Below are 25,612 nucleotides of genomic sequence, written 5' to 3'. Positions count from 1 at the left end.
CCTCGTCAGGGCGGGCAGAGGAGGCCGCCGCGCGGGGCGGCGGCCGTGAAGGGGTATCGATGGGGACCGGACGAAGTACCGCGGAGTTCGCGGAGTTCGCGGTGAGTCGGCACCGGGCGTTGTTTCGGTACGCGTACCTGCTCGTGGGTGAGCGGGGGCTGGCCGAGGACCTCGTGCAGGAGGCACTGACCAAGACGTACGTCGGCTGGAACCGGCTGCGGGACTCGGCGAACGCGGAGGCCTACACCCGGAAGGCGATCACCACGACGGCGATCGGCTGGTACCGGCGGAAGGCCTGGACCGCGGAGAGGCCGCGCGACGACGTACCGGAAATGCCGGCGCGTCCCGCGGACGGAGACGTGACGGCGCGGATCTGGCTCTGGCAGGAGCTGTCCGAGCTCCCGACGAAGCAGCGGGCCGCGCTCGTGCTCCGGTACTACGAAGACCTGAGCGAGGTGGAGACCGCCCGGATCCTCGGCTGCAGCGTCGGCACGGTGAAGAGCCAGACGGCGCACGCCCTGAAGAAACTGCGGGCCCGGCTGGGCCCCGACGCGGACCTGACGATCGAATTGGTGGTGGCCCAGTGACCGGCCTGATCAAGGAAACCCTGACCGAGCAGGCCGACGGCGTGACCGAGCCGAGCCTCGACCTCGACGCGGTGATGCGGACCGGCGACCGCCGGATCCGGCGGCACAAGGTCGCCACGGTGCTGACCGTCGCGGCGGCGAGCGTGGCCGTCCTGGCCGGCGGGATCACCGTCGTCAAGGTGACCGGCGACGAGCCGGTCCAGCCGGCCGGACAGCCGATGAACTTCACCGAGCGGCGCCCGACGTACGCGGCGAACGGCACGATCCACTTCGGTTCCGAGACCATCGGGGTCGGCAAGGACCAGATCTCCGCCTTCGCCCAGACCGACGCGGGCTTCGTCTACGTGACCTCCGACGGCACCGTGAAGGCCACGAACGGCCGCCGGACCGAACAGATCGGCACCGGCAACAGCACCCGCCGCCTCGCCGTCGACGACCGCGGCCCGCTGGTCGGCTGGGTCGACAGCACCCGGCCGACCCCCGAGTTCGTCCTGTACGACGTCGCGGCGCGGCGCGAGGTCACCCGGACGTCCGAGGGCAACCGGCCGGGCACCCCGGCTCCCAACGACGACCCCGTGCAGGTCAGCGCGATCGACGACGGCACGGCGTACTTCGGTGCCAACGACGGACTCCGCCGGTGGAACGTGGCCGAGGGCAAGGGTCAGCTGATCAAGCCGGGCGCCAAGCCCACCCTGCTGCACGCCGTCAGCGCGGGACAGCTGGTTTGGGAGCGCGACCAGGGAGACAAACCGTCGGACCTTGCCTCCGGCACCGACATCAACACCTCACGGCCGAGGACGTACCAGGGCTGGACCGTCAACGTCTCCCCCGGCGGCCGGTTCATGATGACCGACATCGCCGACGAGGTCCGGCTCTACTTCCTGGAGTCGGGTCGGCAGCTCCCGCTGAAGTTCGACGGCTACATGCTGATCGGACCGACCCAGTGGCAGGGCGACGGCACCTTCTACGCCGTCGGCTTCAAGGACGGGACCACGCCGGTCGACCTGCTGACCTGCTCGACCTCGGCCCTGACCTGCGACCTCACCAAGGCCGCGATCGCACCGAGCCCGACGGACAAGGTCGAGTTCCAGGTCCCGGTGGGCTTCCCGATCGACGAGTAACCGGCGAACCCGGAAAGAAATCCACGCACCGGGTGCAACCGATCGTAGGGGCCAGAGCGTCATGTCTTCGGGAGACAAAAGCTCGAAGGGGGAAACTCAGGTGAATCAGTACGCCACGGTGGGGCACCGCGAGGACGTGACGGCTCGCGACTGGCTCGAAACCGGCCTGCAGAACCTGCCGGCCCGGCAACGGGACGCGCTGGTCCTGCGCTACTACGAGGCCAGGACCGAGACCGAGGCGGCCGGCATCCTCGGTTGCTCGGTCCCGGCCGTGAAACGCCGCACCACCCACGGCCTCCGCCGCCTGAGCTCCCACCTCGGCCCCGACGCGGTCCTGCTCCTGCAACGCGTCGCCCGCTGACCCACCCGCACGACAACCGGCCGGGACCCTCTGCCAGGGGATCCCGGCCGTTGCGTTCAGCAACCACCGCTCAGTGCCGTCACGCGTCCCGCCCGGATTAGGCTCTGCGGTGACAGGGAGGTCTGATGGACGAATCGTTCGCGACAGTGCTCCGGCGGGTGCGTGGACAGCGCGGACTCACGCAGGAAGCGCTGGCGCAGCAGGCGGGACTGAGCTCCCAGGCGATCGGGATGCTGGAGCGTGGCGTACGGCGGTTCCCGCACCCCGCCACGATCCGCAAGCTCGACGCGGCGCTCGGCCTGACGGCTGAAGAACACGAACTGCTCGACCGGCTGGCCTCCCGCGGCGCCTCGACCGCCGCCCCTGCAGCTACCACTGGTGCACCGGTCTGGGCGCCCCAGCCGGTAGCGGCCGTCAACGCGGTCTTCAGCGGTCGTACCGAGCAGCTCAGCCGTCTCACCGAGCTGCTGACCGGCGGCACCCCACAAGCCGGCGTACCGACGGTCGTGACAATTCGCGGGATGGCCGGAGTCGGCAAGACGGCCCTCGCACTCCAGGTGGCCGCCGCGGTGAGCCCGCGGTACCCGGACGGAACCTTGTCGGTCAATCTGCGCGGCTTCGGCCCCGGTACGCCACTCGGTCCGCTGCAGGCGATCGGCCGGCTGCTCCGCCGTACGGGCGTACCCGCCGAGGCCGTGCCCGACAACGTCCCCGAGGCGGCCGCCGCTCTTCGGACCAGGCTCGCGGACCGCCGCGTGCTCCTGCTGCTGGACAATGCGCGGGACATCGTCCAGGTCGCAGACCTGCTGCCCGCTGCCGCTGACTCGGCCGTCCTGATCACCAGCCGGAACACGCTCACGACGATGTCGGCGAACCTGCATCTCCAGCTCGATCCGTTGGACGCCACCGAGTCGGCCGACCTGCTCGTGGACGTAGCCGGCGCCGATCGGCTCGCCGACTCGGCCGAACGCATCGCGGAGCTCTGCGGACACCTTCCGCTCGCGCTGTCCATCGCCGCAGCATGGCTGGTCGCGCATCCCTCGACCTCGGCCGACGAGCTGGTCCGTCGGCTGGACAACGAAGCTCACCGCCTCGACCACCTGGGCGCCGACGACCGGGACGTGCGCACCAGCTTGTCCCACTCGATCGATCAGCTCGTTCGCAGTTCACTCGTGACCGACCACCACGTGGCCGAAGCCTTCACCCTGCTCGGACTGACCGACGCCGAGGACTTCACACCCGACAGCGCCGCGCCTCTTCTGGACCTGGCAGCGGCGAAGGCGGGTCCTCTGCTGGAGCGGCTGACCGACCTCCATCTCCTGGAGTCATCGGTGCCGGGCCGGTACCAGTTCCACGACCTGGTCCGGTCGTACGCTCGCGAACGCGCCCAGACGCTGCCGAGTCGCATCCGCGACGCCGCCCTCGACAGAAGCCTCGAGTTCCACCTCGCCATCGCCTGGCGATCCGTCGAACTCTCCGAGCCCGGCTCCGCGCGGCTGGCATGGCCCGGCCGCCCGGCAACGCCGGTGAGCCCGACCTTCACCAACGGCGACGAGGCTCTGAGCTGGATCGACACCGAGCTGTCGAACATGCTCGCGCTCGTCGACCAGCTGTCACGAGTCGCCAAGCGCGGCGAGCAGCTGGCCGGTCTGGTGATCGGGCTCTACGCCTACTTCACCAAGCGCGGCAATCTCGCTGACTGGCTGCCGGCGATCGACCGGGTCGCCACCGGCGACCCCGCCGACTGGACGCTCGGACAACTGCACGCCGACGCGGCCATCGCGCTGGCAGAGCTTGCCCGGTACGACGAGTCGGCCGAGCGCTTCAGCCTCGCCCGCGCGCACTTCGAGGCGGCCGGCAGCCTGCGCGGGGTCTCGATGGCGACGAACAACAACGCCCGGCTACTGATTCGGATGCATCGGTACGAGGAGGCGCTGCCGCTGGTCGAGCGCGCGCTGGCCACGAACCTGTCGCTCGGTGACGAACGCGCGATCGGCACCAACTACGCGACGCTGTCCGAGATCCACCTCGCGCTGGGCAGACCGGCCGCAGCCGAGGCCGCCGGCGACGCCGCGCAGGAGCATCTCCGCGCCGCCGGCGACACCGACGGCGTCGCCAACGCCAGGATCGAGAGCGCGTGGGCGAGAGTCATCGACGGACGGCCTGCCTCGGCCATCGCCGACGTCCACCAGAGCATCGAAGAGCTCAAGCAGCTCGGGCACCGCAAGAACGTCAGCGACGCCCACTACGTCCTCGGACTGACTTACCGGGATTTGCGCGACCACGAGCAGGCGCTGCAGAACACCGAGCGGGCACTCGAGCTCGCGGTCGACGCGGCGGACCGGCGGCGGGAGGCTCGCTCCCGGTTGCTCCTCGGCCAGCTGCTACTCGGCCTGGGCGAGCACGACGACGCGATCCCCAACCTCGAGTTCGCCGGCGAGTTCTTCCAGGACCGCGACTCCGCCTTCGCGAACGAAGCAACCGAGGCACTGCGCGCCGCCCGGAACGGCATCAGGGCCTGACGGATTCCGTCAGGCCCTGATCCTCACAACCCCACTTACACCGTGGACGCCGCGCCCTCGGAGGCCTTCAGGGCGGTGGCGGCCTGTTCCTCGGTGGCGTTCTCCGGGAAGTGGCAGGCGCTCTGGTGGCCCGGTGCGATCTGCAGCAGCGGCGGTTCGACCGTCTTGCAGATGTCCTGGGCTTTCCAGCAACGGGTGTGGAAGCGGCAGGCCGGGGGCGGGTTGATCGGGCTGGGGACGTCGCCCTCCAGCCGGATCCGCTCGCGCTTGGTCTTGCGGTTGGTGTCCGGGATCGGGACGGCCGACAGCAGGGCCAGCGTGTACGGGTGCATCGGCTTCTCGTACAGGCTGACCCGGTCGGCCAGCTCGACGATCTTGCCGAGGTACATCACCGCGACCCGGTCCGACACGTGCCGGACCACCGACAGGTCGTGCGCGATCATCACGTAGGTCAGGTCGAACTCGGTCTGCAGGTCCTCCAGCAGATTCACCACCTGGGCCTGGATCGACACGTCCAGCGCGGAGACCGGCTCGTCGGCCACGATCAGCTTCGGCCGCAGCGCGAGCGTCCGGGCGATCCCGATCCGCTGCCGCTGGCCGCCGGAGAACTCGTGCGGGTACCGGTTGTAGTGCTCCGGGCTCAGACCGACCAGCTCGAGCAGCTCCTGGACGGTCTTCTTGACCCCGCCCTCGGGCTTCACGCCCTGCAGCCGGTACGGCGCACCGACGATCTTGCCGACCGTGTGCCGCGGGTTCAGCGAGCCGTACGGGTCCTGGAAGATCATCTGGATGTCGCGCCGCAGCGGCCGCATCTTGCCGTCGCCGACGTGGCTGATGTCGTGACCCTCGAAGATGATCTGGCCGTCGGTCGGCTCCAGCAGCCGCGTCAGCAGCCGGCCGGTGGTGGTCTTGCCGCAGCCCGACTCCCCCACCAGCGACAGCGTCTCGCCCTTCATCACGCTGAACGTCAACCCGTCCACGGCCTGTACGGCGCCGGTCTGGCGCTGCAGCAGGCCCCTGCGGATCGGGAAGTGCTTGGTCAGGTTCGTTGCCGACAGCAACGGCTCGCCGTCGGCGGGATCGACCTTGACGGCTTCGGTTTCGGCATTCGTCACAATGGCTCCGTCGTTCCCAGAATCCGTCACAGCTTCGGCTTGATCTCGGTCGTCCAGATCCGCTCCCGGTCCGCGCCGGACAGGTGGCAGGCCACCTTGTGCCCGGCCCCGACGTCCAGCAGCTCCGGCCGGTCGGTCTCGCTGAGGCCGCCGTTCAGCTCCGAGTAGTTGCACCGCGGGTTGAACGCGCACCCGGACGGGACGTTGATCAGGCTGGGTGGGCTGCCCTTGATCGGGATCAGCCGCTCGGTCCGCTCCCGGTCGATCCGCGGCATCGAGCCGAGCAGGCCCCAGGTGTAGGGGTGCTGCGGCCGCTCGAAGATGTCGTCGGCGGTGCCGTACTCGATCGCGCGGCCGGCGTACATCACCTGGATGTCGTCCGCGAGCTCGGCGACCACGCCGAGGTCGTGGGTGATGATGATGACGGCGGAGTTGAACTCGCGCTGCAGGTCCCGGATCAGGTCCAGGATCTGCGCCTGCACGGTGACGTCGAGCGCGGTGGTCGGCTCGTCGGCGATCAGCAGGTCGGGGTCGCAGGACAGCGCCATCGCGATCATCGCGCGCTGACGCATGCCGCCGGAGAACTGGTGCGGGTAGGCGTCGACGCGCTTGTCCGGCTGCGGGATGCCGACCCGGTCGAGCATGTCGATCGCGTGCTTGCGGGCGACCGTCTTGGTCACCTTGTTGTGCACCCGGTAGGCCTCGACGATCTGCTTGCCGACCGTGTAGAAGGGGTGCATCGCCGACAGCGGGTCCTGGAAGATCATCGCCATCCGCTTGCCGCGCAGCAGCCGCACCTCCTCGGCGCTGGCCGAGACCAGGTCCTGGCCGTCGAGGAACACCTCGCCGCTGATCTTCGCCGTACCGGCCTTGTGCAGGCCCATGATCGACAGGCTGGTGACGCTCTTGCCCGAGCCGGACTCCCCCACGATGCCGAGGGTCTTGCCGCGCTCCAGCTGGAACGACAGGCCGTCGACGGACTTCACGACGCCGTCGTCGGTCGGGAAGTGCACCTTGAGGTCGCGGACGTCGAGGAACGCCTCGCCGCGCTCGACCCGCTGGACGGTGTCTTGAGGTTCGGTCACGAGATTCGCACCCTCGGGTCGACGACGGCGTACAGGAGATCGACGACCAGGTTCGCCACCACGATGAAGAACGCGGCGACCAGCGTCACGCCGAGCACCTTCGGCAGGTCGTTGGCGCGCAGCGCGATCACGGCGTACTGGCCGATCCCGGGCAGCGAGAAGGTCGTCTCGGTGAGGATCGCGCCACCCATCAGCAGGCCGAGGTCCAGACCGAAGATGGTCAGGATCGGGGTCAGCGCCGAGCGCAGGCCGTGCTTGACCACGACGTCGCGCTCTTTCAGGCCCTTGGCCCGGGCGGTCCGGACGAAGTCCTCGTTCATCGTCTCGAGCATGCCGGCCCGGGTGAGTCGCGCGTACGCCGCGGCGTACAGGAAGGCCAGCGTGACCCAGGGCAGGATCAGGTCGTAGGCCCACCAGATCGGGTTGGTCTCGTCGAGCGGGTTCGTCCCGCCCTGCGCGGTCCAGCCCAGGTTGTAGCTGAAGATCGACAGCGACAGCAGGCCGGTGAAGAAGATCGGCAGCGAGACGCCGGCCAGGGCGACCGACATCATGCTCCGGTCCAGGACCGACCCCCGTCTGAGCGCCGACACGATGCCGGTGCCGACACCGGTGACGAGCCAGATGAAGGCCGCACCGCCCGCCAGCGAGGCGGTGACGGGTATTCGCGAGACCAGGTCCGGCCAGACCGGCTGCTGGGTCAGGAACGAGTACCCGAAGCACGGCGCCGGGCAGTGCTCGGTCGTCGGGCCGTAGTTGTACTCCTTGCCGACGAACAGGCCCTTCACGAAACTGCCGTACTGCACGTAGAGCGGGTCGGTGAAGCCGAGGCGCTCCGCCGTCTGGTGGATCTGCTCCTGCCCGGCGCTCTTGCCGACGTAGCGCGAGGCCAGGTCGTCAGCGGTCGCACCGCCGAGCTTGGGGACAAGGAAGAAGATCGAGAACGTCACAGCCGTGACGATGAAGAGCAGGATCACTGCTCCGATCACCCGGCGGACCAGATATGCGAACACGTGCTCGGCGTGGTGGCCGGTGATCATCGCTGATCACCGGCCACCGTCAGCCTTCACCTACCTCTGCTGGCGACTGGTGGTTGTTCAGGGCAACCGACGGCTACTTGAGCCCGATACCGGCGTAGTCGTACATGTTCTGACCGTCGTTGGAGAACACGTTGGCCAGTGTCTCCGGGCGGTACAGCAGGCCCTTGGCCCAGGTTCCCGGCAGCACGCCGGCCTGCTCCATGACCTTCTTGTCGATGTCCACCCACAACTTGTTGCGGGCGGCCTCGTCGGTGGTCGCCAGCGCCTTGTCGACCAGTGCGTCGACCTCGGGGATCCGGATGCCCAGGTTGGTGTTACCACCCGTGGCGCGGATGGTCCGGCTGTCGACGATCTGGCTCAGGAAGCCGAAGCCGTCCGGCCAGTCGGCACCCCAGCTGTAGACGATCAAGCCGAGCTTGTTGGCCTTCGCGAAGTCCGGCTTGCCGGCGTACAGCTTGGTGTAGTCACCGGTCGGGTAGGGCTTGGTGGTCAGGTTGATGCCGACACGCTTCAGCGACTGCTGCAGCGTCTCGGCGACCGCCTTCTCCTTGGCCCGGTCGGCCCGGTAGGAGATGTTCATGTCGAAGCCGTTCGGCTGGCCGCACTTGGCCAGGGACTCCTTGGCCTTCGCGACGTCACCGTTCTTGTTGGCCTCGAAGCCGTAGTCGTCGAACTTCTCCGCACCGACGACCAGCGGCGGCATCAGGTTGGTGGCGATGTCGCCACCGATCGGACCGCCGTACGCGCGCTGGTAGCCCTCGTGGTCGGCGGCGTACAGGACGGCCTTGCGGCAGTCCAGGTTGTTCAGCGGCGGGACCTCCGTGTTGAGCACGGTGAAGTTCAGCCGGGTGGCCGCGACGTTGTCGGCGTTCGCCTTCAGCTTCGGGTCGGCCAGGATCTTCGCCTGCGTCTCCGGCTGCACGCCGGTACCGGCGATGTCGACGTCGAGGTCACCGGCGATCAGCCGGTTGTCGATGTCGGTGCCGTTCACGTTGAACGCGACGGTGATCTTGTCCGGCAGCGCCTTGCGACCGCTGTCCGGGTCGCTCGCCGGGTCGTACTGGTCGTTGCGCGCCAGCGTGAAGCCCTTGTTCGAGTCGTAGGTCTCGAACTTGTAGGGGCCGGTCGCGATCGGGTGTTCCTTGTACTTCGCCCCGGTGTCCTTGGCCTGCGGCACGGGAGCGGTCGACGGCAGCTGCGCGAAGTAGTCGAAGCCGGCGAAGGACTTGTTCAGGTGGAACACGATCGTGTTCGCGTCCGGCGTCTCGATCGCCTTGGCGACCCCGGCCAGCGACTTGTCCTTGTAGACGCTGTAGCCCTTCGGCACGTCCAGCAGGAAGTCGTTGAAGTACGTCGGGCCGCTGGGCAGCGTCGCCTTGTCGAGCGAGCGCGCGACGGCGTACTTGACGTCCTTCGAGGTGACCTCGGTACCGTCCTCGAACTTCACGCCCTTGCGGATCTTGTAGGTCCAGGTCTTGGCGTCGTTGCTCGGCACGCCCGGCGCCTCGGCGAGGTCCGGAACCGGCTTCGCGCCGTCCGCGCCAGGAGCGACCTTGAAGGTCATCAGCGGCCGGACGTAGTTGCGGACCAGGTTCCAGGACAGGCCGTAGTAGGTGTCACCGGGGTCCGTGGAGTCCCAGTTCTCGGTGATCGCCATGCGCAAGGTGCCACCCTTTTTGTCGCTCGGGTTGAACACCTTGTTGACCGCCGCGTCGAACGCCGCGGTCGTTCCACCCGCCGACTCGGACCCTCCGGGAGTGGCCTTGGGTCCCCCACCGCAAGCCACCAGGCTCATGGCGACAGCCGCAGCGACGGCGGTAGCCGTCGTGATGCGATTCCATCTCATCTGTTGTTGCACCCCTTTTTTTGTGAGAGCCAGGCTCCCTGGTTGGCGAGAAGTCTTAGCGTGAGCGAGGGTCGAGCGCGTCCCGCAGCCCGTCACCGAACAGGTTGAAGGCCAGCACCGTCACGAAGATCGCCAGACCCGGCCACACCATGTACGTCGGGTTGACCTGGTACCAGTTCGCGGCGATCGAGAGCATGTCGCCCCAGCTGGCCGTCGGCGGGCGGACGCCCACACCGAGGTAGGACAGACCGGCCTCGAACAGCACGTTGGTCGGGATCAGCAGCGTCGCGTAGACCAGGATCGGCGCGATCAGGTTCGGCAGCAGCTCGGTGAACAGGATGTACGGCCGGCGCGCGCCGAGGCTGCGGGCGGCGTCGACGAACTCGCGCTCGCGCAGCGACAGCGTCTGGCCGCGGATGATCCGGCCGATGTAGGGCCAGCTGAAGAAGCCGATGATGAACACGATCAGGGCCACCCGCAGCGCGTCGCCCTGCAGACCGAGGATCGAGTCCGGCACCGCGCCGACCAGCGCCAGCGCGAACAGCACCAGCGGGAAGGCCAGGAAGATGTCCATCAGCCGGCTGATCAACGTGTCGATCCAGCCGCCGAAGTAGCCGGCGATGATGCCCATCGCGACCCCGATCACCACCGATACCAGGGTGGCCAGGAACGCGATCAGCAGCGAGATCCGGGCGCCGTACACGATCCGGGCGAAGATGTCGCGGCCGTTGACCGGCTCGACCCCGAACGGGTGGTCCGCGCTCATCCCGCCGAGTTTGCCGATCGGGGTCTGCAGGGACGGGTCGACCAGGTCCTGGTGGAACTCGTCCGGGGTGACGCCGACGATCTTGCAGATCAGCGGCGCGAAGATCGCGACCACGATCAGCAGCAGCACGATGATCCCACCGGCGATCGCGACCTTGTCGCGCTTCAGCCGGATCCAGGAGATCTGCCACAGCGACCGGCCCTCGATCTTGCGGACACCCTCGAGGACGGCTTCCGGCTGTGCCGACGAAGAACCCGGCTCGACCTCGAGTGGCGTGCTCACGCGTTGTGTTCCCCTGCCTCGTAGTGGTGACCGACCGAAACCGGACATGGCTGCCGCCTTAACCTGCCGCCAGAACCGGCCGGAGTCAAACACGCAAAGAGGGCGTTGCCCGATCGTGATGACGAGGAGATCGTCCCGTATTGTGGACAGGCCTCAGGGTCGCACGGAGCTTTCGGACAGTTACTTTCGCAACGCCGAGAAGGTCAGGTAAGACAGTGGGTTGAGAGTACTGGTTACATTTTTGATCTCTTGACCGGCCACCACTGTCAGCCGCCCCTGCCACACGGGGATCAGCGGAGCGTCATGGGCGATCACGGACTGCGCCTGCTCGAGCACCTGCTCACGCTTCAGCTGGTTCTGCTCGGCGACTTCCTGGTCCAGCAGCTTGTTGGCCGTCTGGGACTTGTAGCCGTTCTGGTAGAGCCCGCCGTCACGGACGAACGGCACCAGGTAGTCGTCGGGATCCGGGTAGTCCGGCAGCCAACCCGAGTGGTACAGGTCGAACGCTCCGCTGCGGGCGAGCTGCTGGTACCTCGGCCACTCGGCGCTGCGCAGCGTGACCCGGAACAGCCCGGACGCGTCCAGCTGCCGTTTCAGCTCGGTCACCTCGACCTTCGCCCCGGCGCCGTACCGGGTGGGCGTCCAGCCGAGCGTCAGCGGCACGGGCGTGGTGATGCCGCCCTCGCGCAGGATCGCGGCCGCGGCGGCCTTGTTCGGTTCCTTGTACTCCGTACGGAACGCCTCGACGTGTCCCCCGGCGCCCGGCGGGACCACCGAGTACAGCGGGTTCACCTGGTCGCCGTACGCCTTCTTCGCGATCGCGCTCCGGTCGACCAGCTGCGCCACCGCACGCCGTACGGCGGGACGGCGCGACACCGCCGACCTGAAGTGGAAGGAGAAGTAGCGGATCTCGGCCGACGGCGCCTCGACGACCTGCACCTTGTCGCCGGCGCGGAGCTTGTCGAGGTCGGTCGCGCCGAAGCCGTGGAAGGCGAGATCGGCCTTGCCGGTGGTGACCGCGTCGCTGAGCGCGGCCGAGTCCGGCAGCAGCGTCAGGTCGATGCCGTCGTTCTGCGCCGCCCGCGGGCCTTTGTAGGCCTTGAACTTCGTCAGTGACGCGCTCGCGCCCGGCGTGTACGCCGTCAGTTCGTACGGGCCGCTGCCGATCGCCTTGGTCGGCATCAGCTTGTTCGCCGGGTAGACCTCTTCGTCGACGATCGAGGCGGCCGTGGTGGTCAGCAGGTACGGGATGCGGGCGTCCGGCTTCTTCAGCGTGAACACCGCCGTGAGCTCGTCCGGCGTACTGATCGTGGCGATCGAACTGAACAGCCCGGCGATCCCGCCCGGCGTCCTCAGCTTCATCATCCGGTCGAAGCTGAACTTCACGTCCGACGAGCTCAGCTCGTGCCCGTTCGGGAAGGTGAGTCCGCTCTTCAGGCTGCACGTGTACGTCGTCGGGGCGTCGAACTGGCAGTCGGCCGCGTCCGGCACCGGGGTCGGCTTGTCGCCGGTGATCGTGAGCAGGGTCTGGTAGAGGTTCGCCTGCAGGGTGCGCGACCCGATCTCGTACGGGCCGGCCGGGTCGAGCGAGGTGACGGTGTCGGTGCTGGCGACCTTGAAGGTGAGCTGCCGCGGCGGCTCACCGGTCTGCTGCGGCGCCGAACTGCCGGTCTTGTCACCGCACGCCGCCAGCGATCCGGCCAGCACGCCCGCGGCGGCCGCCGCCACGACCCGGCGCGTGTACACCTTCACCACATCCACCCTCTCGTCCCCAGTCGCCCCCGCGGGCACCCCAAAGACGGTACTGCCTCAGCGGAGCAGGTCGCGCAGCGACTCCGGGGTCAGCGGCTCGAGCGACTTCAGCACCAGCCGGCGCGGTGCGTCCGCGATCGGCACCCACTGCGGCACCGCGACGACGAACATGCCGGCCGCCGTACCGGCTTCGGTGCCGCCCGGGGAGTCCTCGACCACGACGCAGTCGGCCGGGTCGACGCCGAGCGTCTTCGCCGCGGTCAGGTACGGCTCGGGGTGCGGCTTGCCGTGCACGACCTCGTCACCGGCGACGATCGTGGCGAACAGGTTGTCCGGGAAGTGCCCGAGCACGGCGTCGATCATCACCCGGTACGACGCGGAGACCAGCGCGCACGGGATGTCCTCCTTCACGCAGGCCTGCAGCAGCTCCAGCGCCCCCGGCCGGAACACGACCTCCTGCCGCAGCGACTCGACGACCTGGGTGAACATCCGCGTCGCCAGCTCCTCGGCCGTGATCGCGCCCTCGGGGATCCGCTCCATCCACACGAGGACCGCGTCGCGAAGGTCGGAACCGACCAGGGTGACGCAGTCCTCCTCCGTCCACACGGCTCCGAGCCGCGCGAGCAGATCGATCTGCACCCGGGCCCAGACCGGCTCGGAATCGACCAGTGTGCCGTCCATGTCCCACAGCACCGCGCGCAGCGTCAAGGGAAAGCTCCTAAGTTTTGGTCGTGCGAAGTCGTGGGTCGGTAGGAATTTTACTAGAGCCTCTCCGACACGTTCCGCTGGGCGTGAAACCGCACGCGCGGCGCAGGCCGGAGACGTAGGCTGGCAGTCCGGTACGAAGCCCGTGCCGGAGACGACTAGGACAGGGGGTGGCGAGTGGTCGACCTCGCGAACCTGAGGGACCCGGTCGTGATCGCCGCGTTCGAAGGCTGGAACGACGCCGCCGACGCGGCCACCGGGGCGGTGGACCACCTGATCGACGAGTGGGACGCCGAACTGGTCACCGCGATCGACCCCGAGGACTACTACGACTTCCAGGTCAACCGCCCCACCGTCGGCTTCGACGACGACGGCGTACGCCGCCTGACGTGGCCGACCACCCGGGTCTTCCTGGCCCGGCCCGAGGACACCGATCGCGACGTCCTGCTGATCCGCGGCATCGAGCCCAACATGCGCTGGCGCACCTTCTGCCGCGAGCTGCTCGCGCTGGTCGACGAGTCGAACGCGCAGCTGGTCGTCGTACTGGGTGCTCTGCTGGCGGACTCCCCGCACACGCGGCCGATCCCGGTCAGCGCGTCGTCGTCCGACCCGGAGCTGACCGCGTCCTGGAGCCTCGAGCCCTCGACGTACGAGGGCCCGACCGGCATCGCCGGAGTCTTCGCCGACCTCTGCGGCACGCTCGGCGTCCCGGCGGTCTCGATCTGGTCCGCGATCCCCCACTACATCGCCGGCACCCCCTGCCCGAAGGCGTCGCTGGCGCTGCTCGGCAAGATCGAGGCCCTGCTCGACCTCCCGATCCCCGAGGGCGAGCTCCCCGAGCTGGCCCGCGCCTGGCAGCGCGGCGCCGACGAGCTCTCCGAGGAGGACCCCGAGGTCGCCGAGTACGTCGCCACCCTCGAGGAGCAGCGCGACACCACCGACCTCCCCGAGGCCTCCGGCGACGCCATCGCCGCCGAGTTCGAGCGCTACCTCCGCCGGCGGAACAAGAACCACCCGGACTGAGCCTGCGCCGGGAGCCCGCGGTCGGTTGCCGCGGGCTACAACTCGCGGGCGGCGGTGTCGATGACGTCGTCGAGGACTGCTCGCGACCTGGTGAGGTCCGCGATGAGTTTGGTGATGCGGGCTCGTTCGGCGGTCAACGACGTGACGAGAGCCGGAGTCGCGCGGTCGTTCGGTGCGCCGTCGGGGTCGCGCATGCACGGGAGCAGGTCGGCGATCTTCGGGCTGTGGAGGCCTGCGGCGTACAGCTCCTGGATCAGGATCACGCGGTCGACGGCGCGGTCGGGGTAGGTGCGCTGGCCACCGGGGGTGCGGTCGGAGACCAGCAGGCCCTGGGTCTCGTAGTAGCGCAGGGAGCGTTCGCTGACGCCGGTGCGCCGGGCCAGTTCACCGATGCGCATGTGCTCTCCCGAGGACTTGAACCTGACACTGGTGTCAGATCTTACCGTGCCGGTATGACACTCGAACTCTTCGACTACAGCCCGATCACCCAGCGGCCGCCGATCAGCTGGCCGGGCGGCAAGAAGGTCGCCTTCTACGTCGGACTGAACGTCGAGCACTTCCTCGCCGACCGCGCGTCGACCAGCATCTGGCCGCTCGACCTCGTCCCGGACGCGCTCAACCACGGTTGGCGCGACTACGGCGCCCGGGTCGGCGTCTGGCGCACGATCGACGTCCTCGACCGGTACGGCGTCCGCGCGAGCACGCTGCTGAACTCGATGGTCGCCGAGCAGAACCCGCAGATCGTCCAGGCCGGCGTCGAACGCGACTGGGCCTGGCTGGCGCACGGCTCGACCAACTCGGTCCTGCACACGGCGTACGCGCCGGACGAGGAACGCGCGATCCTCACCGGCATCACCGACACGATCGAGGCCGCCACCGGCCAGCGGCCGAAGGGCTGGATGGGTCCCGCGCTCACCGAGACCTGGAACACCCCGAAGCTGCTCGCCGAGCTCGGCTACGGCTACGTGCTCGACTGGACCAACGACGACCAGCCGTACGCGCTGAACGTCCCCGGCCTGCTCAGCGTCCCGTACACCGTCGAGCTCAACGACCTCGGCCTGTTCCTCCGCGGCCTCACCGGACCCGACTTCCTGCAGATGGTCAAGGACCAGTACGACGTCCTGCGCGCCGACTCCGAGCACAGCGGACGCGTGATGGCGCTGGCGCTGCACCCCTTCGTCATCGGTCAGCCGTTCCGCGCGAAGTACCTCGCTCTGGCGCTGGAGTACATCACCGCGCAGCCCGACGTCTGGCTGACCACCAGCGACGAGATCGCCGACCATTACCGCACCGGATTGTCACATACTGTGGCGTAATAATCGCGATCGTCCTATTGTCGTCGTCGGACGACGTCGGTCTGACGGGGAGTTCGAATGCGTGGGGCACCGCGGAATCAACGCGGCGGCAGCTCGATCGCCGCGGTGGCGGTCCTTGCCGTGCTCGGAATCGCCGGGGCTGTCGCGCTGCTCGACGACGGCAAGCCCGACGTCGACCTGACGACGCTGGCCGCGTCCTCGACGCACTCGACGATCAGCACCGCGCCTCTCGACACGCAGCCTTTCGCCGGAACCGACGGCGTGGTCGTGCATCCGCGTTCGGAGGCGGCGGTGTTCTCGGCGCCCGACGGCGGACCGTTCGCGAAGATCGGGACGGCGCAGTTCGGGGCCACCTGGTTGCCGGTCGTCGAGCGGGCCGACGGCTGGGTGCGCGTCCTGCTGCCGTCGAAGCCCAACCGGTCGACGGGATGGCTGGTGGACGAGGATCTCGACCACGCCTCCTCGGCGTACGTGATCCGCGTGCACACCGGCTCGCGGACCTTGGAGCTGTACGAGGGCGCGAAGCGGCTCGGGAAGTGGAAGGCCGGCGTCGGCGCGCAGAAGACGCCGACTCCCCCGGGCCGGACGTTCCTGCTCGGGTCGATCATCGACCCGAAGCGCTCGGCCTCCCCCGTCGTCCTGCCGCTGGGCGCGCACAGCCCCACGCTCGACACCTTCGGCGGTGGGCCGGGCACGGTCGCGATCCACGGCTGGCCGCGCCCTGACGTGTTCGGTGCCGCGGTCAGCGCCGGATGCGTGCGGGTCCCGCAGACCGCGCTCGACAAGCTGCAACGCGTTCCCCTCGGGACGCTCGTTCTGATCGACAGCAGATGAGGATGGGAGTGAGACAGATGCGACGACACATCGTTCCGGCGGCCACGACGGCCGCGGCCGTCACCGGGGTCGTGGTGCTGACCCTCGTCACCGGCGCCCCGGCCGGCAACGCGGCCGACCGGCCCTCCTCGGCGTACGCGATCGGCGCGGACGGGCAGGTACCGGTCGACCGCACGCCGTACGTCGAGTCGCGCGACGGGCGTGAGCGCAGCTCGTCGGCGCTCGAGCTGCCGAAGAACGCGCTGCTGTCCGCCCGCTCCGCGACCGTCACCGCCGGGAACGACAAAGCGTCGGTCGAGCTGCTCGACGTCACCGTCGGCAAGGGCGCGCTCGACAGCGTCAAGCTGCCGCCGGAGCTGAAGAAGTCCTGCGCCTCGCTCCCGCCGACCGGCGCCGACGACCTGCCGATCCCGGATCTCCCGCTGCCCGACCTCGGGCTGCCGCTGCCCGACCTCAGCACGCTCGACCTGCCGGTGAAGAACCTGCCGGACCTGTGCAACCTGCTGCTCACGCCGCCCAGCTCGATCCTCGGCATCGACGCGATCAACGTCTGGTGCGCCGGTGACAAGGGCGGCGTCGACGTCGGGTCGCTGACGCTGCTCGGCCAGAAGATCCAGATCCCGAGCACCGAGCAGGGCGCCGTCATCCCCGCCGCCCCGCTGGCCACGATTACGGTCAACCAGCAGGCGCAGCAGGTGGACGGCTCGTTCACCGTCACCGGCCTGACCATCAACCTGGGCGACGGCGCCCAGGTGATCCGCCTGGCCTCGGCCACCTGCGCCAAGCCCGCCGCCAAGGCGACGCCCACGCCGAAGCCGACCGTCCGCCCGCAGCCGGTCCCCGGCAACGACCTCGGCTACCCGCCGGCGGCGCCGGTCCCGACTCCGGTGAAGACCCACCACCCGGTCACCGGCTGACCCGCCCCCAACCGCGGATCCAGCGAGCGCAGCCAGGCCCGTCCCCGGCGATCACCCCAGCTCGGGGTACCTCGACCGCACATCACCCGACAGTCCTGCGTGAACAGCCGCCGACGCCTCGTCGACCACGATCTCGAACTGATCGGTCTCGATCCCGTCGAGCACGATCCGGACCACCTCGGCCGGGTCGTTCTTCGGGATGTCCCAGCCCGCCATCATGTCGGTGTCGGTCGCGCCGAGGTACACCCCGCTGACCAGCGTCCCCTGCCCCGCCAACTCCAGCCGGACGTTGTCGGTGAGGCTCCGCTGGGCCGCCTTCGCCGCGGCGTACCCGCCCGCGGAGGTGACCGCCTGCCAGGACAGCACCGACAGCATGTTCACGATCGCGCCCCCGCCGTTCGCGGCGAGCACCGGCGCGAACGCGCGGACCATCCCCAGCGTGCCGAAGAAGTGCGTGTCGAACTGCCGCCTGATCTCCCCGAGATCACCGGCGACCAGCCCCTCCGTCCCTCCGATGCCCGCGTTGTTGATCAGTACGTCGACGTCGCCGGCCACCCGCACCACCGCCGCGACCGCGTCGGGGTCGGTGATGTCGAGCGCCAGCGCCTCGACCCCGGGCAGGTCGATCTCCTCGGGCCGGCGCGCGGTGGCGTAGACCTTCCGGGCGCCACGCTCCCGCAGTACGGCGGCGAAGTGCCGTCCGATCCCGCGGTTCGCGCCGGTGACCAGGACAGTGCTTCCGGACAGTTTCACAGCTGTGCTCCTCGTTTCGAATGAATCGGTGAGACCAACCGTAGGAACCACTTGCTGCACCGGACGATGATCATCCGGCGCACTTTCATACCCGCTTGGTGCACCCGCGCTAGGCTGGTCCGCATGGATCTGCTCGCGGACGTGCTCTCGGTCGGTGGTGTACGCGGAACTCTCGGCGCCCGGATCGAAGGCGCCGAGCCCTGGGCCGTCAACTGGACGGACGTCCGAGGAGCCGCGTTCTACGCGGTCACCGCCGGGTCGGTCTGGCTCGACGTCCCCGGGCACGACCTCGTCCACCTGCTGGCCGGCGACGTCGTCCTGCTGCCGACCGGCGCCGGTCACACGATCAGCAGCGAGCCTCACACCAGGGCGCCGCAGTGCGATGCCGTGGCCGTCGAGCGCGCCCGCCTGGCCGGCGACGTCGTACAGCTGGGCCACGGCGAGGTCCAGACCCATCTGCTGGGCGCGAGCTACACCCACGACCCGGCCGTCTCGACGCAGGTGCTCGCTCAGCTCCCGGACATCGTGCACCTCCGGGCGGAGAGCGGCGCGAACTGCCTGAGCGACTCGATCCGGCTGCTCACGCGTGAGCTCGCCTACCCACAGCTCGCGACGTCCGTGGTCCTCGACCGGATGGTCGACATCCTCCTGATCCAGTTCCTTCGCGTCTGGCTCGCCCACCGGCCCGAGGACGCCAAGGACACCTGGCTCGGCGTACTAGAGGACCCGCTGCTCACCGCCGCGCTGACGAAGCTCCACACCGCCCCGGCCCGGCCGTGGACGACCGAGCTGCTCGCGGCCGAGCTCGGCGTCTCCCGCGCGACCCTCACCCGCCGCTTCGTCGGTACGACGGGCAAGGCGCCCGGCGCGTACCTGACCCAGTGGCGGATGGATCTCGCCGCTCGCCGCCTCCGCGACTCCCACGACACGCTCGACGCGATCGCCCGCTCGGTCGGCTACACCACGCCGTACGCCTTCAGCCGGGCCTTCACGAGATCCCGCGGCCAGTCCCCCGGCCGCTACCGCGTCACCGCCCGCGCCGAGGCCGAGCAGCAGACCGACACGTACAGCACCGCCTGAAGCCGCCCGAGCACTTCAAGTCGGAACGCCAACTGCCGCGTCCCGCACCCACCACGTCCAGCCGGCTAGAGCTCGATACCCAGCAGCCCGTCGATCGCCTGAGCAACCAACGCCGGCGCCTCGGTGTCCTCGCCGTTCGTCTCGGCCCAGGTGTCCACGGCCGACAACGCGGCGATCGTGTCCAGGTCGTTCGTCAATGCGGCTCGCAGCGCCTCGACGGTCGCCGCACCGTCCGGGCCGGTGCCCCGGGCAATGGCTCCACGCCAGACGTCCAGCCGGTTCTGCGCGTCGAGCAGGTCCGAGTCGGTCCAGAACCACTCGGTCCGGTAGTGGTGCGCGAGCAGCGCGAGCCGGATCGCCATCGGGTCCGACCCCGCCTGCCGCTCGCGCGACACCAGGACCAGGTTGCCCTTCGACTTCGACATCTTCTCGCCGTCGAGCCCGACCATCGCCTGGTGCACGTACGCGCGGGCGAACGGGTGCTGCCCGGTCGCCACCTGCGCGCCGCTGGCCGACATCTCGTGGTGCGGGAAGATCAGGTCGCTCCCGCCCCCCTGGACGTCGAACGTCATCCCGAGGTACTGCAGCGCGATCGCCGAGCACTCGACGTGCCACCCCGGCCGGCCGCGGCCGAACGGCGACTCCCACGACGGCTCCCCCGGACGCTCCGCACGCCACAGCAGGCTGTCCAGCGGGTCCCGCTTCCCCTCACGCTCCGGATCGCCGCCGCGCTCGGCGAACAGCGCCCGCATCGTCTCGCCGTCGTAGTTCGAGACGCTGCCGAACCCCGGATCGGCCTTCACCGCGAAGTACAGGTCCTCGTCGACGGAGTACACGGCTCCTGCGCGCTGCAGGTCCGCGATCGCGTCGCTGACCAGGTCGATCGACTCGACCACACCGACGTACTCCTGCGGTGGGATCACCCGCAGCGCGGTCATGTCGTCGCGGAACAGCTGGATCTCTTGCTCGGCCAGGTCGGTCCACTCGACACCGGTCGCGGTCGCGCGCTCGAGCAACGGGTCGTCGACGTCGGTGATGTTCTGCGTGTAGTGCACGCCGTACCCGGCGTCGCGCCACAGCCGGTTGATCAGGTCGAAGGTCACGTACGTCGCCGCGTGGCCCATGTGCGTCGCGTCGTACGGGGTGATCCCGCAGACGTACATCCGCGCCGTGCCGTCGTCCCCGGGCGGCACCTCGACCGGGCCGCCGGACGCGGTGTCGTAGAGGCGAAGACGCCGGGCCGGCCCGGGTACGACCGGGATGTCTGCATTCGTCCACGCCTGCATGGGACGGAGCCTATCCAGTCAGCGAATTCGCGCCACGACGAGGTTCCATTCTCCGGTACTCCGGGCACTTTCCGGCCCGACCTGCTACGGGCTCACCCTTGGCCCTCGCCGGAACGTGCGTTCGGCGTACGCCGCGAAGCCGGCTGCCGGGCGCCCCAGCACCTGCTCGACCCCGTCGGCCGGCGTGCTCACGTACCCGGCCCGCATGAGCGTGAACATCGTGTCGAGGATCTCCACCACGTCCTCCGGATACCCCTCGCCGCGCAGTTCCTCGGCGTACTGCTCAGGCGTCAGCTCGACGTACTCGATCGGCTTGGTCCACCGGCCGATCACCGCGACCGCCTCGGCGAACGTCAGCGTCTCCGGGCCCGACACGTCGTAGGTCCGCCCTGAGTGTCCGTCCTCGGTCAGCAGCACGGCCGCGACCTCGGCCACGTCCTCGACGTCGACGAACGGCTCTCCCACCGCCCCCATCGGCAACGCCAGCCGCCCGGCCTCGACCGGCGCCGCCCACACGTCCTCGGAGAAGTTCTGCGCGAAGTTGTTGGCCCGCAGCACCGACCACTCCGCTCCCGACGCCTCCACCGCCCGCTCAGCCGCAACCATCCCCGGCCCGAACACCCCCGGAGATCCATCGGCCCGCGGCTCCAACACCTCAGCCGCCCGATCGATCCCCCGCCCGGACAGCACCACAAACCGCCCGACTCCAGCGCCCACCGCCTCCTCCACGAACGCCTCAACCAACTCCGCCTCTTCCGGCGCCACCAGATAGACCCCAGAAACACCCCGTACGGCGTCCGCCCAACTCCCCCGATCCCCCCAGTCGAACCGCACCTCCCCCGACCGCGAGGCAGCCCGCACCTCGACCCCACGCTCCCGCAACCGCGGCACCAGCCGCCGCCCGGTCTTACCCGTTGCCCCAAGCACCAAAATCGTCATACGAAGAGTCAACCGCCAAAGCCCTCCAGCTCCCATCGGCGATCGTCCACATCCCATGTCCGTCCGTCCCGCTGCGCGGGACGGGACAGGGGTGGGAGCGAGGCCCCGCCCCCGCCACGCTGCGCGGGCGGCCGGAGCCCCATCGTTGTGCGAGCGGGCGGCCGGAGCCCCATCGTTGTGCGAGCGGGCGGCCGGAGCTCCATCTGCCTATCGTTGTGCCGTGGAACCCCTCGACGATCTCCTTCGTGCTGTCCGGGCCGACGGCGCCGTGCTCGGTACGCCTGTCCTTGCCGCGCCGTACGCGCTGCGCTTCACCGACCGCGCCGAGCTGACCCTGATCGCTCCGCTCCGCGGCGACGCCTGGATCGTCGCCGACGGGACCTCACTCCTCGTCCGCCCCGGCGACACCGCCGTGGTGCACGGCACCGACCCCTTTGTCGTCACCGACGATCCCGACCGCCCAGGCCCGACCCTCGACATCACCTGCGACGGCACCGTCCTCGGCGCGCCGTACAACGAGACCACCGGCGGCACCGTCCTCCTCGCCGGGGCAGCGAGCGTCCGCGCCGGCCTCCCCGCCCGTCTGCTCCGCGAGCTCCCCCGCGCGATCGTCGTACCGTCGGACCACGACTGCAAACCCCTGCGCGACTACCTCGAGGAACGCATCGCCGCCGGCGCGCACGGGCGCCGGGTCGTGCTCGACCGCCTGATCGACTGGCTCCTGGTCTGCGCGCTGCGCGACTGGTTCGAGCTCAACGCCCCGCCCTGGTACCGAGCCGCCGGCGACCCCGCCATCGGCCCGGTTCTCGAGGCCCTGCACACCACCCCAGCAGCGCCCTGGACCCTCGCGTCCCTGGCCGGCGTCGCCAACGTCTCCCGTACGACGCTCGCCCGCCGCTTCACCGACCTCATCGGCGAGCCCCCGCTCACCTACCTGACGAACCTCAGGATGTCCCTCGCCGCCGACCTGCTCACCGAGCCCGGTGCAACGGTCGCCGCCGTCGCCCGCCGCGTCGGCTATGCGGACGCCTTCAGCTTCAGCACCGCGTTCAAACGCGAACGCGGCACCAGCCCCAACCGGCTCAGAACGCCGGCCAAGGGATCGCCGGCCACTCGTCGCTCGGGTGCGGGAAGGTCCCCGTCTTCAGCAACGCCGCACACCGCTCCCGCGTAGCGCTCAGCTCGACCGCGGTGATCAACGCGCACAACTCCTGCCCGAACGCACCGGCCAGCCCGTCCGCGAGCTTCCGTACGTCCTCCAGCAGCTCGCCCGGAACCGGGTCACCGGCCCAGCCCCACAGCACGGTCCGCAGCTTGTCGTCGGCGTTGAACGTCACGCCGTGATCGACCCCGAACACCCGCCCGTCGCCCGGGTTGAGCACGTGCCCGCCCTTGCGGTCGGCATTGTTGACCACGGCATCGAACACCGCCATCCGCCGCAGCTGCTCGTTGTCCGCGTGCACCAGCGTCACCGGGTTGTGCCGCCCGTCGAGCGCGTCCAGCACTCCGACCCACCCGGCCGGCACCCGCCCCTGCGGGACGATGTCGACCAGCTCGGTCTCCCCCGCCGGCAGCTCGGCCTCGTCGATCCACAGCTGCACCATGCCCTCGCCGAGCGGCCCGTCGCGCAGCAGCGTCGGCGGTACGACGTGCCAGCCGAGCGCCTCCGACACGACGTACGCCGCGTACTCGCGCTGCGCCAGTGTGCCGTCCGGAAAGTCCCACAGCGGGCGCTCGCCCTCGACCGGCTTGTAGACGACGGTCGCGGTCTCGTCGCCGAGGCTGACGATGCCCTGGAAGGTGCCGTTCGACGCGGCCACCAGCCGCCCGTTCAGCGACAGCTCACCGCGCGCCAGCAAATCCGGGTCGATCATTCGCGGACGTGCCTGCGGTAGCCGTTGGCGCGCGGGCAGATGTGCCCCTCCGGGTCGATCGGGCGGCCGCAGAACGGGCAGCTCGGCCGGCCGGACGCGACCAGCGCGACCGCCCGGCGGGCGAACCCGCGGGCCTGCTCCTCGCTGATCCGGACGATGAACACCTCGGAGTCCTCCGACTCCATCGCCGCGGCGACCGGGTCGGCCTCCTCGAGCTCGGCCTGGTCACCGGTGACGACCGCGAACACCTCGATCACCACCCGCTCGGCGTCGGCCTCCCAGGCCAGCGTCATCGTGCCGGCCCGGAACTCCTCCTCGATCGGCTGCTCGAGCGGGTCGGTGTCGTCGACGCCGGTCACCGTGGCCGGCTCGCGGTCGAACCGCCGGGCCACCTCGTCCAGCATCACGTCGAGCCGCTCCGCGAGCGCCATCACCTGTTCCTTCTCACAGGCCACCGAGGTCAGCCTGGCCCCGGCTCGGGCCTGCAGGAAGAAGGTCCGGGCACCGGGTTCTCCCACGGTGCCGGCGACGAACCGGTCCGGGTCGTCGTACGAATGCACTACACGCGCCATACCCAGACCCTATCTAGCGCCCGCCGACAACCGCGTCCGAGGAGGGTACGGCGGACTTCTTCGCGCCCCTCTTCGCCTTCGGCGGCGGCGGGACCAGCGAGGCCAGCTCGCTGCCGGAGTCGTTCAGGCGCACCAGGAACGGGCGGGTCGGGGTGTAGCTGATGATCGTCGTACTGGCGGTGTCGACGACGATCCGCTGGAAGGTGTCCAGGTGCTGGCCGAGCGCGTCGGCGACGATCGCCTTGATCACGTCGCCGTGCGAGACCGCGACCCAGAGCGCCTGCGGGCCGTGGCTCGCGGCCAGCGCGGCGTCGTGCGCGCGGATCGCGTCGACCGCGCGCTGCTGCATGCCGCGCATCGACTCGCCGTTCGGGAAGGTCACCGCGGACGGGTGCTGCTGCACGACGGTCCAGAGCGGGTCCTTGGCCAGCGTGCCGATCTTCTGGCCGGTCCAGTCGCCGTACCCGCACTCGGTCAGTCGCCGGTCCGTTGCCGGACGCAACTCCGCGTGGTGCTTGGCGATCGCCGCGGCGGTCTGCTTGCAGCGGTCGAGCGGCGAGGTGACGATCGCGGCCAGCGGCAACCCGGCCAGCCGCGCCGCGACCGCCGCGGCCTGCTGCACGCCGGTGTCGTCGAGCTTCACTCCCGGAGTCCGGCCGGCCAGTACGCCGGATGTGTTGGCGCTACTACGGCCGTGCCGAACCAGAATCACCGTGGGCATAGACCGCACGTTATCCGGTCCGCGCAACTCCGGTGCCATGATGGTCGCGTGATCGTGGACTGCGGGGTGTACGCCGAGGGTGAGCGCAAGGACCTGCCCGCCGACCCGGAGACCGTGGCGCAGGCGATCGGCGACGACGGCGAGAGCTTCGGCTGGATCGGGCTGCACGAGCCGACCGAGCACGAGCTGGGCCGGGTGCAGAAGCTGTTCGGCCTGCACCCGCTGGCCGTCGAGGACGCGCTCAAGGCGCACCAGCGGCCCAAGGTCGAGCGGTTCGGCGACTCGGTGGTCGTCGTACTGCGCACGCTCTGGTACGTCGACCAGGGCGACGCGGTCGAGACCGGCCAGGTCAGCGTGTTCGTCGGGCCGCGGTACGTCGTGACCGTCCGGCACGGCGAAGGCGCACCGCTGACCACGGCCCGGCAGGACCTGGAGGACCGCGCGTCGCTCCTCGGCCACGGCCCGGCCGCCGTCCTGTGGGCGATCTGCGACTCGGTCGTCGACGGCTACGAGTCGGTCGCCGAGCAGGTCGAGATCGACGTCGACGAGGTGGAGAGCTCGGTCTTCTCCCCCGAGCGGACCAGCGACGCCGAGCGGATCTACCTGCTCAAGCGCGAGGTGCTCGAGATGCGCCGCGCGATCGGCCCGCTGCGCGACCCGATGGAGGCGTTCGCGCACGGTTCGGTCCCGCTCATCAGCAAGCACGCGGCGCCGTTCTTCCGCGACGTCGCCGACCACGTGATCCGCGTCTCCGACCAGACCGAGGCCCTCGACACGCTGCTCAGCTCGGCCCTGAACGCGCACCTGGCCCGCGTCTCGGTCCAGCAGAACGACGACATGCGCCGCATCTCCGCCTGGGTCGCCATCGCCGCCGCCCCCACCATGCTGGCCGGCATCTACGGCATGAACTTCACCAACATGCCCGAACTGCGCTGGTACTACGGCTACTTCGCCTGCCTGGCCCTGATGATCGCCGTCTGCACCACCATGTACGCCGGCTTCCGCCGCGCCGGCTGGCTGTGACCTCGTCCCGCTCCCAGGACCTCGGACACCACCCGGGGACCTAGGACATGTTATTTCCTGTCCGAGGTCCCCAGTTGGTGTTCACGGTCCCGGGA

Annotated in this window: 25 protein-coding genes; 11 read left to right on the top strand and 14 right to left on the bottom strand. The window is 69.7% G+C overall.

What is annotated here, in order from left to right; genetic code table 11:
- Positions 1 to 59 precede the first annotated feature (59 nt).
- From ACLQ2O_RS26110 to ACLQ2O_RS26095, 4 genes are all read left to right on the top strand, one after another.
- Positions 60 to 587, top strand: a complete 528-nt coding sequence (locus ACLQ2O_RS26110; RefSeq protein WP_425835871.1) for a SigE family RNA polymerase sigma factor — start codon at positions 60 to 62, stop codon at positions 585 to 587.
- Positions 584 to 1,708: a hypothetical protein gene (locus ACLQ2O_RS26105; protein ID WP_425835869.1), complete on the top strand. Its 1,125-nt coding sequence runs from the start codon at positions 584 to 586 to the stop codon at positions 1,706 to 1,708. The genes ACLQ2O_RS26110 and ACLQ2O_RS26105 overlap by 4 nt, the downstream gene beginning before the upstream one ends.
- Before the next feature lie 100 nt (positions 1,709 to 1,808).
- Positions 1,809 to 2,069, top strand: a complete 261-nt coding sequence (locus ACLQ2O_RS26100; RefSeq protein ID WP_425835867.1) for an RNA polymerase sigma factor — start codon at positions 1,809 to 1,811, stop codon at positions 2,067 to 2,069.
- A gap of 125 nt (positions 2,070 to 2,194) precedes the next feature.
- Positions 2,195 to 4,591, top strand: coding sequence for a tetratricopeptide repeat protein (locus tag ACLQ2O_RS26095; protein ID WP_425835865.1), 2,397 nt, complete (start codon positions 2,195 to 2,197; stop codon positions 4,589 to 4,591).
- A 35-nt stretch (positions 4,592 to 4,626) separates the two neighbouring features.
- Here the strand turns inward: ACLQ2O_RS26095 and ACLQ2O_RS26090 are convergent, their stop codons facing one another.
- The 7 genes from ACLQ2O_RS26090 to ACLQ2O_RS26060 all read right to left on the bottom strand — a co-directional run bounded on the left by ACLQ2O_RS26090 (position 4,627) and on the right by ACLQ2O_RS26060 (position 13,182).
- Entirely contained in the window at positions 4,627 to 5,709 is a 1,083-nt protein-coding gene (locus ACLQ2O_RS26090) for an ABC transporter ATP-binding protein (RefSeq protein ID WP_425836512.1), read from the bottom strand.
- Positions 5,710 to 5,732: 23 nt separating this feature from the next.
- Positions 5,733 to 6,791 carry an ABC transporter ATP-binding protein gene (locus ACLQ2O_RS26085; RefSeq protein WP_425835863.1) on the bottom strand — a complete coding sequence of 353 codons (1,059 nt, stop codon included), beginning with the start codon at positions 6,789 to 6,791 and terminating at the stop codon, positions 5,733 to 5,735.
- Positions 6,788 to 7,828, bottom strand: a complete 1,041-nt coding sequence (locus ACLQ2O_RS26080) for an ABC transporter permease (RefSeq protein WP_425835861.1) — start codon at positions 7,826 to 7,828, stop codon at positions 6,788 to 6,790. The genes ACLQ2O_RS26085 and ACLQ2O_RS26080 overlap by 4 nt, the downstream gene beginning before the upstream one ends.
- A 73-nt stretch (positions 7,829 to 7,901) precedes the next feature.
- On the bottom strand, positions 7,902 to 9,674 hold the full coding sequence (locus tag ACLQ2O_RS26075; protein WP_425835859.1) for an ABC transporter substrate-binding protein: 1,773 nt from the start codon (positions 9,672 to 9,674) through the stop codon (positions 7,902 to 7,904).
- Between the two features lie 55 nt (positions 9,675 to 9,729).
- The gene (locus ACLQ2O_RS26070; protein WP_425835857.1) at positions 9,730 to 10,722 is read right to left on the bottom strand and encodes an ABC transporter permease; all 993 of its coding nucleotides are present in this window, start codon (positions 10,720 to 10,722) and stop codon (positions 9,730 to 9,732) included.
- A 180-nt stretch (positions 10,723 to 10,902) separates the two neighbouring features.
- Positions 10,903 to 12,474 carry an ABC transporter substrate-binding protein gene (locus ACLQ2O_RS26065; RefSeq protein ID WP_425835855.1) on the bottom strand — a complete coding sequence of 524 codons (1,572 nt, stop codon included), beginning with the start codon at positions 12,472 to 12,474 and terminating at the stop codon, positions 10,903 to 10,905.
- Between the two features lie 57 nt (positions 12,475 to 12,531).
- Positions 12,532 to 13,182, bottom strand: a complete 651-nt coding sequence (locus ACLQ2O_RS26060) for an HAD family hydrolase (RefSeq protein WP_425835853.1) — start codon at positions 13,180 to 13,182, stop codon at positions 12,532 to 12,534.
- A 174-nt stretch (positions 13,183 to 13,356) separates the two neighbouring features.
- On the opposite strand from ACLQ2O_RS26060, the gene ACLQ2O_RS26055 reads away from it, so the two are divergent.
- On the top strand, positions 13,357 to 14,202 hold the full coding sequence (locus tag ACLQ2O_RS26055) for a PAC2 family protein (protein ID WP_425835851.1): 846 nt from the start codon (positions 13,357 to 13,359) through the stop codon (positions 14,200 to 14,202).
- 35 nt (positions 14,203 to 14,237) lie between these two features.
- On the opposite strand, the gene ACLQ2O_RS26050 is transcribed toward ACLQ2O_RS26055, so the two are convergent.
- The gene (locus tag ACLQ2O_RS26050; RefSeq protein ID WP_425835849.1) at positions 14,238 to 14,600 is read right to left on the bottom strand and encodes a MerR family transcriptional regulator; all 363 of its coding nucleotides are present in this window, start codon (positions 14,598 to 14,600) and stop codon (positions 14,238 to 14,240) included.
- Between the two features lie 54 nt (positions 14,601 to 14,654).
- On the opposite strand from ACLQ2O_RS26050, the gene ACLQ2O_RS26045 reads away from it, so the two are divergent.
- From ACLQ2O_RS26045 to ACLQ2O_RS26035, 3 genes are read left to right on the top strand one after another with little or no spacing between them, the layout of a single operon-like run.
- Positions 14,655 to 15,518, top strand: coding sequence for a polysaccharide deacetylase family protein (locus ACLQ2O_RS26045; protein ID WP_425835847.1), 864 nt, complete (start codon positions 14,655 to 14,657; stop codon positions 15,516 to 15,518).
- A gap of 57 nt (positions 15,519 to 15,575) precedes the next feature.
- Complete coding sequence (locus tag ACLQ2O_RS26040) at positions 15,576 to 16,352, top strand: L,D-transpeptidase (protein ID WP_425835845.1); 777 nt, start codon at positions 15,576 to 15,578, stop codon at positions 16,350 to 16,352.
- A 17-nt stretch (positions 16,353 to 16,369) separates the two neighbouring features.
- Positions 16,370 to 17,269: a hypothetical protein gene (locus ACLQ2O_RS26035; RefSeq protein ID WP_425835843.1), complete on the top strand. Its 900-nt coding sequence runs from the start codon at positions 16,370 to 16,372 to the stop codon at positions 17,267 to 17,269.
- A 51-nt stretch (positions 17,270 to 17,320) separates the two neighbouring features.
- On the opposite strand, the gene ACLQ2O_RS26030 is transcribed toward ACLQ2O_RS26035, so the two are convergent.
- A complete protein-coding gene (locus tag ACLQ2O_RS26030) occupies positions 17,321 to 18,022 on the bottom strand; it encodes an SDR family oxidoreductase (RefSeq protein ID WP_425835841.1) in 702 nt (233 codons plus the stop codon).
- A gap of 123 nt (positions 18,023 to 18,145) precedes the next feature.
- On the opposite strand from ACLQ2O_RS26030, the gene ACLQ2O_RS26025 reads away from it, so the two are divergent.
- Complete coding sequence (locus ACLQ2O_RS26025; RefSeq protein ID WP_425835839.1) at positions 18,146 to 19,102, top strand: AraC family transcriptional regulator; 957 nt, start codon at positions 18,146 to 18,148, stop codon at positions 19,100 to 19,102.
- A gap of 65 nt (positions 19,103 to 19,167) precedes the next feature.
- Here the strand turns inward: ACLQ2O_RS26025 and mshC are convergent, their stop codons facing one another.
- Both mshC and ACLQ2O_RS26015 read right to left on the bottom strand, forming a co-directional pair.
- Positions 19,168 to 20,388 carry a cysteine--1-D-myo-inosityl 2-amino-2-deoxy-alpha-D-glucopyranoside ligase gene (gene mshC / locus ACLQ2O_RS26020; protein ID WP_425835837.1) on the bottom strand — a complete coding sequence of 407 codons (1,221 nt, stop codon included), beginning with the start codon at positions 20,386 to 20,388 and terminating at the stop codon, positions 19,168 to 19,170.
- A gap of 84 nt (positions 20,389 to 20,472) precedes the next feature.
- Positions 20,473 to 21,327 carry an NAD(P)H-binding protein gene (locus tag ACLQ2O_RS26015; protein WP_425835835.1) on the bottom strand — a complete coding sequence of 285 codons (855 nt, stop codon included), beginning with the start codon at positions 21,325 to 21,327 and terminating at the stop codon, positions 20,473 to 20,475.
- A 220-nt stretch (positions 21,328 to 21,547) separates the two neighbouring features.
- Between ACLQ2O_RS26015 and ACLQ2O_RS26010 the strand changes: the two genes are divergently transcribed.
- Positions 21,548 to 22,501, top strand: a complete 954-nt coding sequence (locus ACLQ2O_RS26010) for an AraC family transcriptional regulator (RefSeq protein WP_425835833.1) — start codon at positions 21,548 to 21,550, stop codon at positions 22,499 to 22,501.
- Here ACLQ2O_RS26010 and ACLQ2O_RS26005 read toward each other — a convergent pair.
- From ACLQ2O_RS26005 to ACLQ2O_RS25995, 3 genes are read right to left on the bottom strand one after another with little or no spacing between them, the layout of a single operon-like run.
- Complete coding sequence (locus tag ACLQ2O_RS26005) at positions 22,410 to 23,201, bottom strand: SCO1664 family protein (protein WP_425835831.1); 792 nt, start codon at positions 23,199 to 23,201, stop codon at positions 22,410 to 22,412. The two genes, ACLQ2O_RS26010 and ACLQ2O_RS26005, sit on opposite strands and share 92 nt — an antisense overlap.
- Positions 23,198 to 23,773, bottom strand: a complete 576-nt coding sequence (locus ACLQ2O_RS26000) for a DUF3090 domain-containing protein (RefSeq protein WP_425835829.1) — start codon at positions 23,771 to 23,773, stop codon at positions 23,198 to 23,200. The genes ACLQ2O_RS26005 and ACLQ2O_RS26000 overlap by 4 nt, the downstream gene beginning before the upstream one ends.
- Positions 23,774 to 23,786: 13 nt before the next feature.
- Positions 23,787 to 24,494 (bottom strand): MSMEG_4193 family putative phosphomutase, encoded by a 708-nt coding sequence (locus ACLQ2O_RS25995; RefSeq protein WP_425835827.1) that lies wholly within the window; start codon positions 24,492 to 24,494, stop codon positions 23,787 to 23,789.
- 48 nt (positions 24,495 to 24,542) lie between these two features.
- Here ACLQ2O_RS25995 and corA point away from each other — a divergent pair, with 48 nt between their 5' ends.
- Entirely contained in the window at positions 24,543 to 25,517 is a 975-nt protein-coding gene (corA, locus tag ACLQ2O_RS25990; protein WP_425835825.1) for a magnesium/cobalt transporter CorA, read from the top strand.
- Positions 25,518 to 25,612 lie beyond the last annotated feature (95 nt).

The organism is Kribbella sp. DT2, from assembly GCF_049844575.1.
In the GTDB taxonomy this organism is placed as follows: Bacteria; Actinomycetota; Actinomycetes; order Propionibacteriales; family Kribbellaceae; genus Kribbella.
The sequence above is the reverse complement of the archived record's forward strand: the minus strand, read 5'-3'. Positions and strand labels throughout refer to the sequence as shown.

What these genes read in the sequence shown, in the direction of transcription:
- ACLQ2O_RS26110 (WP_425835871.1), top strand. Translation starts at nt 60, where the DNA reads ATGGGGACCGGACGAAGTACCGCGGAGTTCGCGGAGTTCGCGGTGAGT.
- ACLQ2O_RS26095 (WP_425835865.1), top strand. Translation starts at nt 2,195, where the DNA reads ATGGACGAATCGTTCGCGACAGTGCTCCGGCGGGTGCGTGGACAGCGC.
- ACLQ2O_RS26080 (WP_425835861.1), bottom strand. Translation starts at nt 7,828, where the DNA reads ATGATCACCGGCCACCACGCCGAGCACGTGTTCGCATATCTGGTCCGC.
- ACLQ2O_RS26075 (WP_425835859.1), bottom strand. Translation starts at nt 9,674, where the DNA reads ATGAGATGGAATCGCATCACGACGGCTACCGCCGTCGCTGCGGCTGTC.
- ACLQ2O_RS26050 (WP_425835849.1), bottom strand. Translation starts at nt 14,600, where the DNA reads ATGCGCATCGGTGAACTGGCCCGGCGCACCGGCGTCAGCGAACGCTCC.
- ACLQ2O_RS26045 (WP_425835847.1), top strand. Translation starts at nt 14,655, where the DNA reads ATGACACTCGAACTCTTCGACTACAGCCCGATCACCCAGCGGCCGCCG.
- ACLQ2O_RS26040 (WP_425835845.1), top strand. Translation starts at nt 15,576, where the DNA reads ATGCGTGGGGCACCGCGGAATCAACGCGGCGGCAGCTCGATCGCCGCG.
- ACLQ2O_RS26035 (WP_425835843.1), top strand. Translation starts at nt 16,370, where the DNA reads ATGCGACGACACATCGTTCCGGCGGCCACGACGGCCGCGGCCGTCACC.
- ACLQ2O_RS26025 (WP_425835839.1), top strand. Translation starts at nt 18,146, where the DNA reads ATGGATCTGCTCGCGGACGTGCTCTCGGTCGGTGGTGTACGCGGAACT.
- mshC (WP_425835837.1), bottom strand. Translation starts at nt 20,388, where the DNA reads ATGCAGGCGTGGACGAATGCAGACATCCCGGTCGTACCCGGGCCGGCC.
- ACLQ2O_RS26015 (WP_425835835.1), bottom strand. Translation starts at nt 21,327, where the DNA reads ATGACGATTTTGGTGCTTGGGGCAACGGGTAAGACCGGGCGGCGGCTG.
- ACLQ2O_RS26005 (WP_425835831.1), bottom strand. Translation starts at nt 23,201, where the DNA reads ATGATCGACCCGGATTTGCTGGCGCGCGGTGAGCTGTCGCTGAACGGG.
- ACLQ2O_RS26000 (WP_425835829.1), bottom strand. Translation starts at nt 23,773, where the DNA reads ATGGCGCGTGTAGTGCATTCGTACGACGACCCGGACCGGTTCGTCGCC.
- ACLQ2O_RS25995 (WP_425835827.1), bottom strand. Translation starts at nt 24,494, where the DNA reads ATGCCCACGGTGATTCTGGTTCGGCACGGCCGTAGTAGCGCCAACACA.